At 70.5% G+C, this 17,336-nt stretch carries 13 protein-coding genes and 1 rRNA gene; 1 reads left to right on the top strand and 13 read right to left on the bottom strand.

Annotated features, from left to right (window positions below):
- Positions 1-4: 4 nt before the first annotated feature.
- From ACIBQ8_RS38040 to ACIBQ8_RS37985, 12 genes are all read right to left on the bottom strand, one after another.
- Complete coding sequence (locus tag ACIBQ8_RS38040) at positions 5-3,307, bottom strand: Rne/Rng family ribonuclease (RefSeq protein WP_397194471.1); 3,303 nt, start codon at positions 3,305-3,307, stop codon at positions 5-7.
- Positions 3,308-3,451: 144 nt separating this feature from the next.
- Positions 3,452-4,204 carry a TIGR03936 family radical SAM-associated protein gene (locus ACIBQ8_RS38035; RefSeq protein WP_397178173.1) on the bottom strand — a complete coding sequence of 251 codons (753 nt, stop codon included), beginning with the start codon at positions 4,202-4,204 and terminating at the stop codon, positions 3,452-3,454.
- 152 nt (positions 4,205-4,356) lie between these two features.
- Entirely contained in the window at positions 4,357-6,267 is a 1,911-nt protein-coding gene (locus tag ACIBQ8_RS38030; RefSeq protein WP_397194470.1) for a TIGR03960 family B12-binding radical SAM protein, read from the bottom strand.
- Positions 6,268-6,336: 69 nt separating this feature from the next.
- Entirely contained in the window at positions 6,337-7,500 is a 1,164-nt protein-coding gene (gene rodA, locus ACIBQ8_RS38025; RefSeq protein ID WP_397178174.1) for a rod shape-determining protein RodA, read from the bottom strand.
- On the bottom strand, positions 7,497-9,545 hold the full coding sequence (gene mrdA / locus ACIBQ8_RS38020) for a penicillin-binding protein 2 (protein WP_397178175.1): 2,049 nt from the start codon (positions 9,543-9,545) through the stop codon (positions 7,497-7,499). The genes rodA and mrdA overlap by 4 nt, the downstream gene beginning before the upstream one ends.
- Positions 9,542-10,006, bottom strand: coding sequence for a rod shape-determining protein MreD (gene mreD, locus ACIBQ8_RS38015; RefSeq protein WP_352328456.1), 465 nt, complete (start codon positions 10,004-10,006; stop codon positions 9,542-9,544). Before mreD ends, mrdA begins: the two co-directional genes overlap by 4 nt.
- A gap of 90 nt (positions 10,007-10,096) precedes the next feature.
- A complete protein-coding gene (gene mreC / locus ACIBQ8_RS38010) occupies positions 10,097-10,975 on the bottom strand; it encodes a rod shape-determining protein MreC (RefSeq protein WP_397178177.1) in 879 nt (292 codons plus the stop codon).
- Positions 10,975-12,006: a rod shape-determining protein gene (locus ACIBQ8_RS38005; RefSeq protein ID WP_397178178.1), complete on the bottom strand. Its 1,032-nt coding sequence runs from the start codon at positions 12,004-12,006 to the stop codon at positions 10,975-10,977. The genes mreC and ACIBQ8_RS38005 overlap by 1 nt, the downstream gene beginning before the upstream one ends.
- Before the next feature lie 273 nt (positions 12,007-12,279).
- On the bottom strand, positions 12,280-12,690 hold the full coding sequence (gene ndk / locus ACIBQ8_RS38000) for a nucleoside-diphosphate kinase (protein WP_352328453.1): 411 nt from the start codon (positions 12,688-12,690) through the stop codon (positions 12,280-12,282).
- A 166-nt stretch (positions 12,691-12,856) separates the two neighbouring features.
- Positions 12,857-14,443, bottom strand: a complete 1,587-nt coding sequence (locus ACIBQ8_RS37995; protein WP_397194469.1) for a hypothetical protein — start codon at positions 14,441-14,443, stop codon at positions 12,857-12,859.
- Between the two features lie 11 nt (positions 14,444-14,454).
- Positions 14,455-14,796, bottom strand: coding sequence for a DUF4233 domain-containing protein (locus tag ACIBQ8_RS37990; RefSeq protein ID WP_397194468.1), 342 nt, complete (start codon positions 14,794-14,796; stop codon positions 14,455-14,457).
- Entirely contained in the window at positions 14,793-16,118 is a 1,326-nt protein-coding gene (locus tag ACIBQ8_RS37985; protein ID WP_397194467.1) for a bifunctional folylpolyglutamate synthase/dihydrofolate synthase, read from the bottom strand. Before ACIBQ8_RS37985 ends, ACIBQ8_RS37990 begins: the two co-directional genes overlap by 4 nt.
- Before the next feature lie 155 nt (positions 16,119-16,273).
- On the opposite strand from ACIBQ8_RS37985, the gene ACIBQ8_RS37980 reads away from it, so the two are divergent.
- Positions 16,274-17,107: a carbohydrate-binding protein gene (locus ACIBQ8_RS37980; RefSeq protein WP_397178182.1), complete on the top strand. Its 834-nt coding sequence runs from the start codon at positions 16,274-16,276 to the stop codon at positions 17,105-17,107.
- Between the two features lie 142 nt (positions 17,108-17,249).
- On the opposite strand, the gene rrf is transcribed toward ACIBQ8_RS37980, so the two are convergent.
- A 5S ribosomal RNA gene (rrf, locus tag ACIBQ8_RS37975) occupies positions 17,250-17,336 on the bottom strand; the annotation flags it as partial.

Below are 17,336 nucleotides of genomic sequence, written 5' to 3'. Positions count from 1 at the left end.
GAGGCTACTCGGCGGACTTGGCTCGGCGGGAGCGTCGCCGCCCTCTGCCGGAAGTCTGGCTGGCCTGGTCGTCCTCAGCCGGGACGTCATCAAGCGCACCGGTCACGGTATCACGGCTGCCGGAGTCCTTGGCCGCGGAAACCTTGTCCGAGACCGCCTTCTCGATCGCCATCTTGCCCTGCGTGCCGCGCGGCTCCGGCTTGGTCTCGACCGGCTCGGTCGAGACGATCAGCCCGCGCCCGTTGCAGCACTCACAGGCCGTCGAGAACGCCTCCAGCAGCCCCTGACCGACCCGCTTACGCGTCATCTGCACCAGGCCCAGAGAGGTCACCTCGGCGACCTGGTGCTTGGTCCTGTCGCGCGCCAGGCACTCCAGCAGCCGCCGCAGCACCAGATCGCGGTTGGACTCCAGCACCATGTCGATGAAGTCGATCACGATGATGCCGCCGATGTCCCGCAGCCGGAGCTGGCGCACGATCTCCTCGGCCGCCTCCAGGTTGTTCCTGGTGACGGTCTCCTCAAGATTGCCGCCCTGGCCGGTGAACTTGCCGGTGTTGACGTCGACGACGGTCATCGCCTCGGTACGGTCGATCACCAGCGAGCCGCCGCTCGGCAGCCACACCTTGCGCTCCAGCGCCTTGCCCAGCTGCTCGTCGATCCGGTACGACTCGAACACGTCGCCCTGCCCGGTGTCCCAGCGCGACAGGCGCTCGGCCAGGTGCGGCGCGACGTACTTGACGTAGTCGTCGACGGTGTCCCAGGCGTCGTCGCCCTGCACGACCAGCGAGGTGAAGTCCTCGTTGAACACGTCGCGCACGACCCGGATCGTCAGATCGGGCTCGGCCGACAGCAGCTCGGGCGGGCTGGCCGACTTGGCCTTCTTCTGGATGCTCTCCCACTGGGCCGACAGCCGGGCCACGTCGCGGGCCAGCTCGTCCTCGGAGGCGCCCTCGGCCGCGGTGCGGACGATCACACCGGCGTTCTCCGGCATGACCTTCTTCAGGATGCTCTTGAGCCGGGTGCGTTCCTTGTCGGGCAGCTTGCGGCTGATGCCGGTCATCGACCCGTCCGGCACGTACACCAGGTAACGGCCGGGCAGGCTGATCTGCGAGGTGAGCCGGGCGCCCTTGTGGCCGATCGGGTCCTTGGTGACCTGCACCAGCACCGACTGGCCGGACTTCAGCGCCGACTCGATGCGCTTGGGCTGGCCCTCCAGCCCGGCGGTGTCGAAGTTCACCTCACCGGCGTACAGGACGGCGTTGCGCCCCTTGCCGATGTCCACGAACGCGGCCTCCATCGACGGCAGCACGTTCTGGACCTTGCCCAGGTAGACGTTGCCGACGTAGGACTGGCTGGCCTCGCGGTTGACGTAGTGCTCGACGAGCACGCCGTCCTCAAGGACCGCGATCTGCGTACGGTCGCCCTGGCGGCGCACCACCATCATGCGGTCGACGGACTCGCGGCGGGCCAGGAACTCCGACTCCGTGATGATCGGCGGACGCCTGCGGCCGAGCTCGCGCCCCTCGCGGCGGCGCTGCTTCTTGGCCTCCAGGCGGGTCGAGCCGCGCACGCTCTGCACGCCGTCGGTGGCGGTCTCCAGGGAGGCGGCACGGCCGGAGCGCGGCGCGCGGATGCGCACCACCGTGTTCGGCGGGTCGTCGCTGGAGGGCTCCAGCGTCTCCTCGGTGCCACGGCGGCGACGACGGCGACGGCGGCGCGAGCCGGCGGCCTCTTCCTCCTGGGCCTCCTCGCCCTGCTCCTCGCCTTCGTCCTCGTCGCCTTCCTCGCCGTCCTCGGCCTCGTCACGCTCGCGCGACTTGCCGCGGCCCCTGCCGCCGCGACGGCGACGCCGACGACGGCCGCCGCCCTCTTCCTCTTCCTGCTCCTCGGAGGTGTCGACGTCGCCCTCGTCCTCGACGAGGGTCTCGTCGACCAGCTCCTCGATCTCCTCGGGCTCCGGCTCCGGCTCGGGCCGCCGGATCACGGCGGGCTTGCCCTGACTGGGGTCGGGGGCCTGGAACAGCGGCGCGAAGATGGCCGCAGGACGCTGGAACGCCGTGCCCGGCTCGTCGTGCCTGCGCGCGTTCAGCCCGAAGGGGTCGGCGAGCAGGCTCGGCCGGTCGACGTCCTCGTCGAGGTCCTCGCCGGCGGGCTCGTCGTCGAGCGGCTCGTCCTCGGGCAGGATCTCCAGGATGTCCTCGTCGGCCGCCTCGGCGGCCTCGGGCACGGTGACGGCCACCTCGACGTCGGAGGGCGTCGCGACGACCTCGACGTCGGCGCCCGCCGGCGCCTCCACGACGACCTCTTCGGCCTTCTTCCGCGTACGCCGCCGCTTGGGCGCCTCGGCTTCCTCCTCCGGGAGCGCTCCCGCGACCTCCGGCTCGGCCTTCTTCGTCGTACGGCGGCGCGTCGTGGTCGCGGTGGACCGCGTGCGCGTGGCCCTCTTGGGCTTCTCCTCGGGAACGTCGGCGGCCTCCACCGCGGCCTCGGCCACGGCGGCCTCGACCACACTGGCCACCTCACCGGCACCGGCCGGGCCACCCGCGTACGCGGGGCTCTCGGCCTCCGGCGCGCCCGGACTCCGCACCACCGGCGCCACGACGGGCTCAGCCGCACCGGCCACCCGCCCGGCAGCCTCCCGCCGTTCGACGACCGGCGCCACGACGGGCTCCACGGCGGACTCCACAGCGGGCTCCACAGCGGGCTCTGTCGACGTGCCGGCATGCGAGGCGGCAGGGCTCTCGGCCTGCTGCGGCACCGGCCCCTCAGGCACGACGGCCCCGGCCGCGGCCCCACGAGGCGCGCCGACGCCGGTCACGGCACCTTCAGGCGCGCCGACGCCGGTCGCGACACCCTGGGGCGCGCCGACGCCGGTTGCGGCACCTTCGGGCGCGCCGCCCACGGCGGAGGCGCCCTGCGGCGCAGCGGCTCCAGCCACGGCGCTCTCGGGCGCGCCGGCCTGTGCCTGAACGCCCGCCGGGCCGCCCTCGGCGGCTCCGGCCTGGCCTGTCGGCGCTTCGGGCGCCGCCGCGCGGGCCCGGGTTCTGCGGCCGCGCCCGGCATCGGGCGCGGGCTCTCCGGCGGCACGCTGCACGGCGTTGGTCTGCACCGGTTGCACGTCGGCAACCGACGGCGCGGCCTGGGCGGCCGCGACGGTGATCGGGGCGGTGGCGGCCGGCTCCTCCGGCAGCTCCGGCGGAGGACCCGCCGGGCGGCTCGCGGAACGGCGGCGCCTGGTCACCTTGGGCTGTTCAGTTGTCTCCCCGTCAGGGCCAGTGGCCCCGGCGTTGGGCTCGTTGTCGAGCATGCGGGCGCTCTCCCGTCAGCTCCCGGGCGCGTCGCCGCGCCGCGCAGGAGCCCTCGTGTCTCGTTGTCCGCCCCCGCCTCCGGAAAGGAGACGCGGGCGCCAAGTCCTGTCAGCGGTGGCGCCCCGCTCGCGCAGGGCACCTCCTTAGCCGACGACGTGCTCACCCGCCGGTCCCGCCTCGCCGCCGCGCGTCATATCGCGGTCAAGGCCGAGCGGGTCGGCAAGCGCACCGGTACCGGCGTCGAGCGGCCCCTGCGCCAGCCTGGTCACCTCGGGGGGAACCGGCGGCGCGAAGTCGGCCACAAGGCGCAGCCCTGTGAGCACATCATCTGGTCGAACGGCAGGCGTCATGTGCCGAACAACCATGCGCAGTATGACACACGTCTGTCCTGGCACCTGAGCTGCGGTTCTGTCTGTTCCCTCGGACACCACGAGCCCCAGGACGGCCTCCCGCGCGTCGAAGCGCCGTGGGCCCTTCTTGGTGAGGCGCTCGACCTCCACGGTGCCCGCCGCGAGGAACTTCTCCACCGCCGTCTCGGCGAGTTCGCGGTCGGCCCCGGGCAGGCGTACCTCCCAGTCGGAGACCTCCAGGCGGTCGGCCAGCCCCCCCGGGCCCGCCTGCACGACGTCGAGCACGTCGAGACCGGGCGGCAGTGACGCATCCAGGCTGGACTTGACCTGCTCGGGGTCGCACAGCGTGGTGACACCGATCTCGAGGTATTCGGCCTCGCTGGCGACGCCGGTCGGCGCTGCGCCCGCGTAGGAGATCTTCGGATGGGGCGAGAAGCCCGCGCTGAAGGCCACCGGAATGCCGGCACGGCGGACCGCCCTCTCGACGGCCCGCGAGATGTCGCGGTGACTGGTGAAGCGCAGACGTCCGCGCTTGGCGTAACGCACACGAAGGCGCTGCACCGTAGGCGCGGGCGGAGGCCCGTCGGGAACAGGTTTCAGAGCTTTGCGTCCTTCCCTTGTAAGAGTTCCTTCTCCCAGGATAAGCCGCCGCGACACGTGTACGTGTACGCCGTGACACGGCTCGCCCACTGAGCGCGCTAGACCACTGTGAGAGGAAGGAGCTTGCGCCCTGTCGGGCCTATCTGGATCTCGGTGCCCATGGTCGGGCAGACCCCGCAGTCGTAGCACGGGGTCCAGCGGCAGTCTTCGACCTCGCCGCCGGACACGGCCTCCTGCCAGTCCTGCCAGAGCCATTCACGGTCGAGCCCGGCGTCGAGGTGGTCCCACGGAAGGACCTCGTTCTCGGCCCGCTCACGCGTGGTGTACCAGTCGACGTCGACGCCCGCCTTCTCGGCGGCCTGCATCCATCTGTCGTAGGAGAAGTGCTCGCTCCACCCGTCGAACCTGCCGCCGGCCTCCCAGACGGCCCTGATCACCGCGCCGACCCTGCGGTCGCCGCGCGAGAGCAGGCCCTCCACGATGGACGGTTTGCCGTCGTGGTAGCGGAAGCCGATGGCCCGGCCGTACTGCTTGTCGCCGCGCAGTGAGTCGCGCAGCGCCTTGAGCCGCCGGTCGACGGTCTCGTGGTCGGCCTGCCCGGCCCACTGGAACGGGGTGTGCGGCTTGGGCACGAACCCGCCGATGGAGACGGTGCAGCGGATGTCGCGGCTGCCGGTCGCCTCACGGCCCGCCTGGATGACCTTCTTGGCCAGGTCGGCGATGCCGAGCACGTCTTCGTCCTGCTCGGTGGGCAGGCCGCACATGAAGTAGAGCTTCACCTGCCGCCAGCCCTGCGAGTAGGCGGTGGTGACCGTGCGGATGAGGTCTTCCTCGGTGACCATCTTGTTGATCACCTTGCGCATGCGCTCGGAGCCGCCCTCGGGGGCGAACGTGAGACCCGAGCGCCTGCCGTTCCTGGAGAACTCGTTGGCCAGGTCGATGTTGAACGCGTCGACCCGGGTCGAGGGCAGGGACAGCGAGGTGTTGGTGCCCTCGTAGCGGTCGGCCAGGCCCTTGGCGACCTCGCCAATCTCGGAGTGGTCGGCCGAGGACAACGACAGCAGGCCGACCTCGTTGAAGCCGGACTCCTTGATGCCGTTGTCGACCATGGCGCCGATCGTGGTGATCGAACGCTCCCGCACCGGACGGGTGATCATGCCCGCCTGGCAGAAGCGGCAGCCGCGCGTGCAGCCGCGGAAGATCTCCACGCTGAACCGCTCGTGCACCGTCTCGGCCAGCGGCACCAGCGGCTTCTTCGGGTAGGGCCACTCGTCGAGGTCCATCACGGTGTGCTTGTGCACCCGCCATGGCACCTCGGACCTGTTGGGCGCGACCCGCTTGATGCGCCCGTCGGGGTGGTAGTCGACGTCGTAGAACTTCGGCACGTAGACGCCGCCGGACTCGGCGAGCCGCATCAGCAGCTCGTCGCGCCCGCCGGGACGCCCCTCGGCCTTCCACTCGCGGATGACCTCGGAGATGGCGATCGAGATCTGCTCGCCGTCGCCGAGCACGGCCGCGTCGAGGAAGTCGGCGATCGGCTCGGGGTTGAAGGCCGCGTGACCGCCGGCGAGCACGATCGGGTCGTCCTCGCCCCGGTCCACCGCGTTGAGCGGGATCCCGGCCAGGTTGAGCGCGGTCAGCATGTTGGTGTAGCCCAGCTCCGTCGAGAACGACAGGCCGAGCACGTCGAAGGCGCGCACCGGCCGGTGGGCGTCGACGGTGAACTGCGGCACGCCCTCGGCCCGCATGAGGGCCTCCAGGTCGGGCCAGACCGCGTAGGTGCGCTCGGCCAGGGTGCGGGGCAGCTCGTTGAGGATCTCGTAGAGGATCGCCACACCCTGGTTGGGCAGCCCGACCTCGTAGGCATCCGGGTACATCAGCGCCCACCGCACGTCGGCGGAGTCCCAGTCCTTGACGGTCGAGTTGAGCTCACCCCCGACGTACTGGATGGGCTTCTGCACCTTGGGCAGCAGCGCTTCCAGGCGGTGGAATATCGACTCGACAGGCATACCGTCCAGGGTAGCGGCGCGCGGACGGTGACAAATCCGGCCCACCCGCGGACGGCCCCCGTTACGCGCTCAGTTGAACGACTGCCGCCGCACTCTGATGGCCAGGAGCAGCCCTACCGCCATGAGGTTCGCGAACGTGGCAGTGCCGCCATAGGACACGAAAGGCAGCGGCAGACCGGTGATCGGCATGATCCCGATCGTCATCCCGACATTGATGAACGTCTGGAACGCGAACCAGCACACGATCATGCCCGCGACCAGCGTGCCGAACCGGTCGTCGCAGTGTCTGGCGACCTTCAGCCCGCGCAGCAGCACCACGCCGAGCAGCAGCACCACGGTGACCGACCCGATGAACCCGAACTCCTCCCCCGCCACCGTGAAGATGAAGTCGGTGTGCTGCTCGGGCACGAACCGCCCGGTCGTCTGCCCGCCGCCGAAGAGCCCCTTGCCCAGCAGTTGCCCGGAACCGATCGCGATCAGCGACTGCGTGCTGTTGTAGCCCACCCCGCGCGGATCGACCTTCGGATCGACGAACGCGGTGAACCGCGCCACCTGGTACGGCTCCAGCAGGTTGAACCAGAACACGCAGAACACCCCAGCCGCCGCCACGAGCACCAGCCCGACGATCCACCGCTTGCGCACGCCCCCGATCACCAGCCCCGCGGCCGTGATCACGGCGAGCACGAGCGCCGTGCCGAGGTCGGGCTGCAGCATCACCAGCCCCATCGTGAGGCCCGCCGCGACCAGAGCCAGCGTGATGTCCAGGCCGCGCGGCCGGTCGCTGCCCTCGGCGGGCTGGGCCAGCAGCATCGCGATGATCAGCAGCAGCCCGACCTTGGCGAACTCCGACGGCTGCACCGCGAACCCGCCTCCGAGCAGGATCCACGAGTGCGATCCGTTGATCGTCGCGCCCAGCGGCGTGATCACCAGCGCCAGCCCCACCAGCGACACCAGGAACACCAGCGGCGCGTAGGCCCGCATCGCCCGATGGTCGACCATCGCCACCACGGCGCACAGCGTCACGCCGATGACCTCGTTGAGCAGGTGTTTCTTGACCAGCCCGGTGGCGCCGGGCGCCCACGTGCGGGTCGAGGACCACACCAGCAGGGTGCCGATCAGGCACAGCCCGGCCACCGCGACCAGCATCAGGCCGTCCATGCGGCGCACCACCGAGTGCTCGCCGATCGCCCGCTGGATGAGCGAGGGCCGCCGCGCGGCCACGGCGCGGTTCATTGGTGGATCACCGTCCCGTCGGGGGCGAACTTCGGCAGCTTGGTCGGAAGCCTTCCGCCGGGCACGGCGGCCGGCTCCCCCTTGAAGCCGTAGATGCCCTCGTAGATCTCGCGTGCGGCCGGCGCCGCGGTCGAGGCGCCCATGCCGCCCTGCGACACCATGACGACCACCACGAACTGCGGATTGTTGGTGGGCGCGAACGACGCGAACCACGAGGTGTCCTTCTTGCCCCACACCTCCGCGGTACCGGTCTTGCCGCCGATGCGTACCTTGTCCATCGGGAAGCCGGTGAACGCCCCCGCCGCGGTGCCGTCGGAGGGCACCTGGCTCAGCGCGTTCTTGATGTAGAGGCGTTCCTTGTCGCTGATCGGCAGCTTGCCGACCACCGGCACGTCGATGGTCTTGACCACCTTGCCGTCGGGCCTCACCTGCGCCCACCCGATGCGCGGGCTGCGCACCTTGCCGTCGCTCACCAGGGCCATGTACGCCCGCGCGAGCTGCATCGGCGTCACCAGGACGTCGCCCTGCCCGATGGCGAAGTTGGCCGAGTCACCGGGCCGCAGCAGGAAGCCCTCGGTGCAGTTCTCCAGGGCCAGGCGTTTGAGGAAGTCGGCCCGCGCCCGGTCCTTCTCCTCCGGATATCCCTTGCGCGACCGCTCGCAGCTCGTGGCGCTGGTGCGGTTCCACAGGTCCTTCTTCCAGGCCCGGTCGGGGATGCGCCCGGAGGACTCGCCCGGCAGGTCGACCCCGGTGGGCCGGCCGAAGCCGAAGGCCCTGGCCGTGTTGGCGAACACCTCCTTCGTGCGCTTCTTCGGGTTGCGGCCGCCGTCCTTCAGGTACTGCTCGTACGCCGCCCGGTAGAAGATCGTGTCGCACGACTTGACCAGCGCCGTGTGCAGGTTCATCTGCCCGAGGCCGATGCCCCGGAAGTTGCTGAAGGACCGGTCGCCCACCATGTACGCCCCGGGGCAGTCGTACGTGCCGTTGAGCGGGTACCCCGCCCGCAACATCGCCGACACCGACGACACCTTGAACGTCGAACCGGGAGCGAACTGCCCGTTGATCGCCCGCGACACCAGCGGCTTACCCGACTTGTCCGACAACAGCCACTGGTACCCCTTGGCCGAGATGCCACCGGCCCAGATCTCCGGGTCGTACCCCGGCGCGCTGGCCACCGACACCACCCGCCCGGAACGCGCGTCGAGCACCACCGCGGCGCCGCCGTCGGCCCCGGGCGCGTTCTTCATCGCGTGGGCCAGCGCCTTCTCCGTCACCGCCTGCACCCGCGCGTCGATGCTGGTCACCAGATGGTCGCCGGCGACCGGTGGCACCTGCTCCTCGACCCCGAGGGCCTTGCCCATCCGGTCGACCTGCACCCTGCGCAGCCCCGACTTGCCGCGCAGCGCGTCGTCGTAGACGTACTCGATGCCGTCGCGCCCCGCCAGGTCGACACCGGAGAAGCTGGCCTTGAGCCCCTCGCGCTTCTCCAGCTCCGCCTCGGTCACCGGCTGCAGGTAGCCCAGCATCTGCGCCCCGGCCCGTCCGCCCGGGTACTGCCGTACGGAGTGGATCTCCGCGGTCACCCCCGGGAACTCCTCCTGCCGCTCCAGGATCTGCAACGCCTCGCGCGTGTCCACCTTCTCGTCCAGCGGAACCGGCTGGTACGGCGACCCCGTCCAGCACGGCTTGCCCACCCCCGGCCCGCAGGGCGTGATGCGCTGCCGCAGGTCCTTGACCGGCCGGTCGAGCACCGAGGAGAGCCTGCGCAGCACGCTCATCCCCCCGCCCGGCATCCTGTTCAGCTTCGTCCGGTCGACGGACACGACCAGCGCCGTCCTGTTGCGCACCAGCGGACGCCCCGACGAGTCGAGGATCTGCCCCCGCACCGCGGGCACGATCACCGTGCGCGTCCTGGTCTCCATCGCCCTGGTCACGAACTCCTGGCCGCGCACGACCTGCACCTGCCACAGCCGTACGGCCAGCACGACGAGCAGCAGCACCACCAGGACGTGCAGCACCAGCAACCTGGTACGCATGCGGATCATGTCGAGTACCTCGGCTGTCTCCCCCGGGTGGCCAGCCAGATCACCACCGGCGCCACGATGAGCGTGTAGAGAACGGTGACCGGCACCTGCTGGGTCAGCGTCGCCAGCGACACCCGCGGATCGGACAGCAGCCCGGCCACCCCCACGGCCACCAGCGGCGCGATCAGCACGCACAGCACGACGGTCGTCGCCGGCCCGCCCGCGCCACGCCCCGCCACATAACCGACCACGGCCAGCACGAACGCGTACTGGCCCATCAGGTGCGCCGTCGGCGGCACCAGGTCCACCAGCAGCCCCGAGAAGAACCCGACCATCGCCCCCGCCACCGGCCCGCGCTCGAGGGCCATGCCCACCACCGCCAGCAGCACCAGGTCAGGCGCGCCGCCCGCCGGCAACGGCAGCCGGTTGACCAGCATGACCTGTGCCAGCAACGCCAGCACCACGACCATCGCCCCGATCACCGCGCCTCCGTCCCCGCCGAAAGCAGCACGCTTCTCATCCCCCGATCACCACACCAGCAGCGGCCTCGCCGGAGGCCGTGCCGTCGCCGGTCACCGCGCCCCCTCCTTGACCGGCAGCACCGCGTCACGCGGATCCCGCTTGGGCCCTTCGACCACCACCCCGACCACGTCGAGCGCCGTCAGGTCGGCGAACGGCCTGGCGTAGGCGATCCGGGTCAGCTCCCCCGGCGTCGACTCCACGCGCTCGATCACCCCGATCGGCACCCCCGGCACGTACGGCCGCCCGTTCTTGGAGCCGAAGCTGACGATGCGACCGCCCCGCTCCATCGGCGCCGTCGAGTCGAGCAGCCGGAACTGCACGAGCCGCCCGTTCTCGCCCACCCCGTGCACCACGCCGATCTCCTGGCCGCCCTCCAGCCGCCCCCCGGCGGCCGAGGCGGGGTCGCTGAGCAGCAGCACCGTGGAGGTGGCGGCCGAGGCGTGGATGACCCGGCCGACCAGCCCGTCACCGTTGAGCACCGTCATGTCGGGACGCACCCCGTCACCGGCGCCCACGTCGATCTGCACGCTGTCCTCGAACCCCGGCTGCCCGCGCCTGGCCACCACATTGGCCGTGACCACCTTGTAGCCGCCGGTGCCGGAGAGGCCGAGCAGCTTCTTCAGCTCCGCCGAGCGGGTGGCGTCGAGCGTGCTGGAGGACAGCCCGGCCCGCAGCCTGGCGTTCTCCTCCTGCAGCTGCTCGATGTGCCGCTGCGCGCTGGGCGCGCTGGCCAGGGCGTGCAGGAAGCCGCCGACGGGCCGCACCACGCCCCCGCCGAACCGCTCGGCCGCGCCGAACACCCAGGACCCCGCCGAGCGCAGCGGACGCAGCGGTGAGCTGTCGCCCGCACGATGGTCGATGGTCAGGACGACCAGCGCCGCCATCAGCAGCACTCCCAGGATCAGCCGGGCCCGGCGCGAATCTCTCATCAGTGCCGCGACTCCGGAACGAGCACCTGCTGCAGGGCCTCGAACTCCTCGGCGCACTTGCCCGAGCCGATGGCGACCGAGTCGAGGGCGTTCTCCACCAGGTGGACGGGCATGCCGGTCTCGGCCTTGACCCGCTCGTCGAGGCCCTTGAGGAGGGCGCCGCCGCCGGTCAGGGCGATGCCGCGGTCCATGATGTCGCCCGACAGCTCGGGCGGGCACTTGTCGAGAGTGGTCTTCACCGCGTCGACGATCGCGTTGACCGGCTCCTCGGTGGCCTTGCGGATCTCCTCGCTCGACACGATGATCGTCTTGGGCAGCCCGCTGACCAGGTCACGCCCCCGCACCTCGGCGTGGGACTCCTCGCCGTTGGGGCAGGCCGACCCGATCGCCATCTTGATCTCCTCGGCGGTGCGCTCGCCGAGCATCAGCGAGAACTCCTTCTTGGCGAACGTGATCACCGCCTGGTCGAGCTCGTCGCCGCCGATCCTGATCGACTGGCTGGTGACCACGCCGCCCATCGAGATGATGGCCACCTCGGTGGTGCCGCCGCCGATGTCGACCACCATGTTCCCGGTGGGCTCGTGCACCGGCAGCCCGGCCCCGATGGCGGCGGCCATCGGCTCCTCGACGATGTAGACCTTCCTGGCGCCGGCCTGGTATCCGGCTTCCTTCACCGCGCGCTGCTCCACGCTGGTGATGCCGCTCGGTACGGCGATGATGATGCGCGGCTTGGCGAAATGGCGTCGTCTGTGCACTCGTTGGATGAAGTAGCGCAACATCCGTTCGGTGACGTCGAAGTCGGCGATCACGCCGTCCTTCAGCGGGCGGACCGCGACGATGTTGCCGGGCGTACGACCGATCATTCGCTTTGCCTCGATGCCCACCGCCACGATCTTGCCTGTGGTGGTGTTGATCGCTACGACTGACGGCTCATTGAGCACGATGCCCCGGCCACGCACGTATACCAACGTGTTGGCGGTGCCCAGATCGACCGCCATGTCACGGCCGAGAAACGCGAGCTTGCTGCCCATGGGGAACGGAGCCCTCCGTATCGTCGTTCGCGAATGACTACGGATCGAATTCGAATCGTAACGTGACGTACCCACCAGTGAGCGCAATGAGCCCTCGCGCTCCACAAAAATCTCCAGCCCCTACCTCAACCTGGATTTTGCCCGAATTGCACCCACACGACCGGATCAACTGCGCCCGCGCCTGTCAGACTCGGTGAACGCTACAACGCGCCGCCGACAAAAAGACGCGCCCGCACGGCGTGAAGCCGGCGGGCGCGCGGGTGAAGCTGACTGCTAGAAGCGGTCGGGGAAGAAGATCTTGATCTCCCTGGCCGCGGACTCGGGCGAGTCGGAGCCGTGGACGACGTTCTCGCCGATCTCCAGGGCGTGGTCGCCGCGGATGGTGCCGGGGGCGGACTTGACCGGGTCGGTGGCGCCGGCCAGCGCGCGGAAGGCCTCGATGGCGCGCGGGCCCTCAAGGACCATGGCCACGAGCGGCGCCGACGTGATGAAGTCGACCAGCTCGCCGAAGAACGGCTTCTCGGCGTGCTCGGCGTAGTGCGCCTTGGCGGTGTCGGCGTCGAGGGTGCGCAGGTCCATCGCCACGACCTTGAGGCCCTTGCGCTCCACGCGGGCGATCACGTCACCGATGAGGCCACGCTTCACCCCGTCGGGCTTGATCAGGACAAGAGTGCGCTCGGACACGTGTGGTTCTCCTTTGAACAGATTCGGGTCGCGGCTACGGGCGCCTGGCCTGACCACGAGGGCGCTCCGCGGGACACGGGCCCTCGCGTCGCCATAGCCGTCGCTCAGCTTACCGTCCGCGTCCACACCCTCGGCGCCACAGGCATGACGCGCGTGGGCGAGGACTTCAGGACCGCTCGCCGTCCTCCGGCGAGGGCGCCTGCGGCGGCACCGCGGGCACGGGCTCGCCGGGCTCGACGCTCTCGTCCTCCTCCGGCGCGGGAGAGCCTTCGGGAACGACCGAGCCCCACGTCGTGACCGGCTCCTGCGCCGCGGCGCCGAGCTCGCGGCCGGCCCCGACCGCCACCGCGACCTCCGCCGGCTCGCCACCCGACGGCGGCTCATCCTCCCGGGACGCCCGCCGCCCCATCACCGCCGCCAGCACGATCACGCCCACCAGCAGGAACCCGCCGATCAACGCCCACCAGTGCAACGCGCCCACGAAACTGTCCACCAGTTCCTGGCGCGACCCGACGCCCTCCAGCATCCACATCTGCACGCCGGTGCCCAGCAGGTAGCCCGCCAGCACCCCGGCGACGCCCAAGGACAGCCCGAACGCCGCCGCCCCGATCCCGACCTCGCCGAGCGTGGCCGTGACCGCCACGGTCGCGCCCACCGCGAGCAGCGTGAACGGCACCGCCAGCACCAGCCCGTCGGCCGACGGGACGACCAGCCGCACCGAGCACAGACCGACCACCATCGCCAGCAGCCCGAGCGGCGCCGCGAGCCGCCCCCCGCCCTTGGCGAACAACCGCACGCCCACCCCGGCGACGACCGCGAGCACCGCCGCCACCCCGAACGGCGTCCACAGGCCGCGCAGCCCCGGCCCGCCCAGACCGCCCATCTCCACCAGCGTGACCTGCGCCGTGCTCGGCAGCAGCACCACCCCGACGGCCACCATCGTGTACGCGTGCGTGCGGCCCTCCGCCCGGCCGATCGAGCCGAGCGCCAGCAGCCCGGCGATCGCCACCCCCGCCAGCAGGATCACCGGGACGACACCCCACCCGGCGCTCGCCGTGCTGATCGCCACGACCGCGATGCCCGCTGCGGGCACGGCCGCGAGCAGCAGCCGGCTGCGCTCCCTGGCGTCCGGCGCGGGCGCGGGCGGCTGCCCGGCGATCCTCCAGACCACCAGGTACGCCGCCGCCAGCGCCAGCCCCACCCCGGTGGCCATCGGGTACGGCTGCAGCGTGACCTTCCAGCTCGTCACGTCGACCAGCGGCCAGAGCGCGAACGCCTGGGCCTCCAGCAGGCTGACGCACAACACCCCGGCCCACAGGCCGCGCAGCGCGGGCGTACGGTCCCAGACCGCCACCAGCGTGGCCGGCACGATCAGGCCGCCGCCCACGCCGCGCAGCACGCGTACGACGCCGACGACCAGCTCGGAGGCCGCGTATCCGCCCGCCGCGTCGGCCACCGCCACCAGCGCGAGCCCCGCGACCAGCACGTGGGCCACCTTCATCCGCCGCAACGCGACGGCAGCGAGCGGCACCGTCAGCATCAGGGCCGGCAGCGCCAGCCCGTGCGTACGGCTCAACCCGATCTGGTCGAAGTCGCCCGGCAGCAGATCGGCGACCACGGACAACGTGTTTGGTATCGCGACGATCGCCAGCGGCAACGCCACGAGGACGAGCAGCCCGAGCACCACGTCGAGCAGCCAGGAATGTCTGAGGCCAGCCGGATGCGGCGACCGTTGAATCGGGGGGACGGCCATGTAGGCCGACTTTAGCGGGAAGTCACGCCCTCGACACGGCGAGCTACGATAATCGCGGTGATCCACAGCGCCGCGAAGATCGCGCCGAGGAAGAACATGGTCGGCACGAGGAAGCCCGTGGCGATGGCCAGCACCTGGATGACGCTGCCCATGACGTACCCGAAGGGCCGTTTGAGCAGGCCCGCGGCGACCACGCACAACACCAGGAGCCCGATGCCCACCGCGACGGCGAGCGCGGGGGCCACGCCGCCCACCGCGATCGCCACCGGCGTGATGAGCCCGGCCACGATGGCCTCCATGCCGAGCACGCTCGCGCCGAGCCTGCGCATGCCCGGTGTGACCTCGAAATTCATCTCACACCATCCGCTTTGAGCAGATGCCGGGCATCGCCGGCCGTCACCACCGAACCGGTGATGAACACCCCGGTCCCGCTGAACTCACCCTCCGCGTCGGCGATGCCGATGCCCCGGTCGATGGCCTCGTCGAGCCGCTCGATGACGTGCACGCGGTCCTCGCCGAACAGCGGCACGGCCAGCGCGGCGAGCTCCTGCGCCGACAACGACCTGGGCGAGGAGTTACGCGTCACCACGATCTCGTCGAGCATCGGCTCCAGGAGCTCCAGCAGGGTCTCGACGTCCTTGTCGCGCATAACGGCGACCACGCCGACCACCTTGGCGAAGTCGAACGCCTCGTGCAGCGCCTCCAGGCTCGCCTCCAGCCCGCCGGGATTGTGCGCCGCGTCGATCACCACCGTGGGCGTGCGTCGTACGACCTCCATCCGGCCGGGCGAGGCCGCCTGGGCGAACGCCTGGCGCACCAGGTCTGCGTCGAGCGGATCGTCGCCGCCGGTCAGCGCCTCGACGGCGGCCAGCGCGCACACCGCGTTGCTGGCCTGGTAGCTGCCGTAGAGCGGCAGGTAGATCTCGTCATAGACGCCCTTGAGCCCGCGCAGGGTGAGCAATTGCCCGCCCATGGCCATCTCCCGGCCCAGCACGCCGAACTCCAGCCCTTCGCGCGCCACCACCGCGCCGACCTCGGCCGCGCGGCGCATCAGCACCTCGGCCGCGGCCAGCTCCTGCTGAGCGAGCACGGTCGTGGCGCCCGGCTTGATGATTCCGGCCTTCTCCCCGGCGATGCTCGGGATGTCAGGACCCAGACGATCCATGTGATCGAGGGAGATGGGCGTGATGACCGACACCAGGCCGTCGGCGACGTTCGTCGCGTCCCACGACCCGCCCATGCCAGCCTCGATGACCGCGACGTCGACCGGCGTGTCGGCGAAGGCCGCGAAGGCCATGGCCGTCAGCAGCTCGAAGAACTGGATGCGCCGGTGTCCCTGCGCGTCGGCCAGCTCGACATAAGGGGCGATCTCCTCGTAGACCTCGGCGAAGCGCTCCTCGCTCAACGGCTCGCCGTCGACCGTGATGCGCTCGCGCACGGTGACCAGGTGCGGGCTGGTGAACCGGCCCACCCTGAGATTGCGCTCGCGAAGCAGCGCCTCGGTCAGCCGCGCCGTGGTCGTCTTGCCGTTGGTGCCGGCGATGTGTATGACCGGGTACGCCCGCTGAGGCGAGCCGAGCAAATCCATGAGCGCAGCGATCCTGTCGAGCGTCGGCTCGAAGTCCCACTCGACGCCCCGCTCCAGGATGGCACGTTCAACCGCACGATAATCCACCCCTCAACCCTACTGACCACGCGTAGCGGTCTGGACGCGGGGCAAACATATCGTGAATCGTATAGAAAATTAGAGGGTACTCACCTCCGCCGCAGGGTGCCACCTTGGAGAACAGCCTGCTCTACCCCCCAGCAGGCGCTTTCAAGGAGGCCATCGTGGAAGGCGAGAACACTCGCGAGGAAAGGCAGCGCGGAATCACCAGAAAGGCGCTGTTCAAGGCGGCTCTCATAGCGACACCGGTCCCGTTCCTGATCGGCGAGGTGCCGGCCCTGGCCCGCACCATGGCCGGGACCGGCCAACAGCTTGAGCCCACCCCGTTCTGCGACGACGGTGACGATCTCACGATCTCGCAGACCGAGGGCCCCTACTTCAAGCCCAACTCTCCCCAGCGCTCGACCCTCCCCGGCTCGGGCACCCCGCTGACGGTGAGCGGATACGTGTTCGGACTGTCCTGTCAGCCACTGGCGAACGTCCTGCTCGACTTCTGGCAGGCCGACACCAACGGCAACTACGACAACGTCACGTACAACTTCCGTGGGCACCAGTACACGAACGCCCAGGGGGCCTTCAAGCTCACCACCATCGTGCCCGGCCTCTACCCCGGCCGTACCCGGCACATCCACGTCAAGGCGCAGGCTCCGGGCCGCGGGATCCTCACCACGCAGCTCTACTTCCCGGGCGAGCCGCGCAACAACACCGACAGCATCTACGACCCGAGACTGCTCATGAACGTCCGCCCGGTCGGGTCCGGGAAGGAAGCGACGTTCGACTTCGTCCTCAACGTCCAGGGCGTGCCCCCCACTCAGACTCCTACTCCCACGCCCACGACGAGCCCGCCTCCGGGCGGCGGAACCTGGAAGGTTGGGGTGACCTACCAGGCGGGTGACCAGGTGACCTACGGCGGATCGACGTACCGGTGCCTGCAGGGGCACACCTCAATGGCCGGTTGGGAGCCACCCAACGTGCCGGCCTTGTGGCAGCGCGTCTGATCCACTGGTCCCCGAACGCAAAAAAGGGCCACCCCGGCTGCTGGGGGTGGCCCTCGTTCGTGTTGTCATGCCGGATGAGCCTGTCATGCCGATAAACGCGAAGAGGCCCCACACAAACCGTGTGGGGCCTCTTCGAAAGATTGTCCGGCGGTGACCTACTCTCCCACACCCTCCCGAGTGCAGTACCATCGGCGCAGAGAAGCTTAACTTCCGGGTTCGGAATGTAACC

Source organism: Nonomuraea sp. NPDC049646, from assembly GCF_044465525.1.
Lineage (GTDB): Bacteria > Actinomycetota > Actinomycetes > Streptosporangiales > Streptosporangiaceae > Nonomuraea.
Note: the sequence above shows the minus strand (reverse complement) of the source record. Positions and strands in the feature narration are given on the sequence as shown.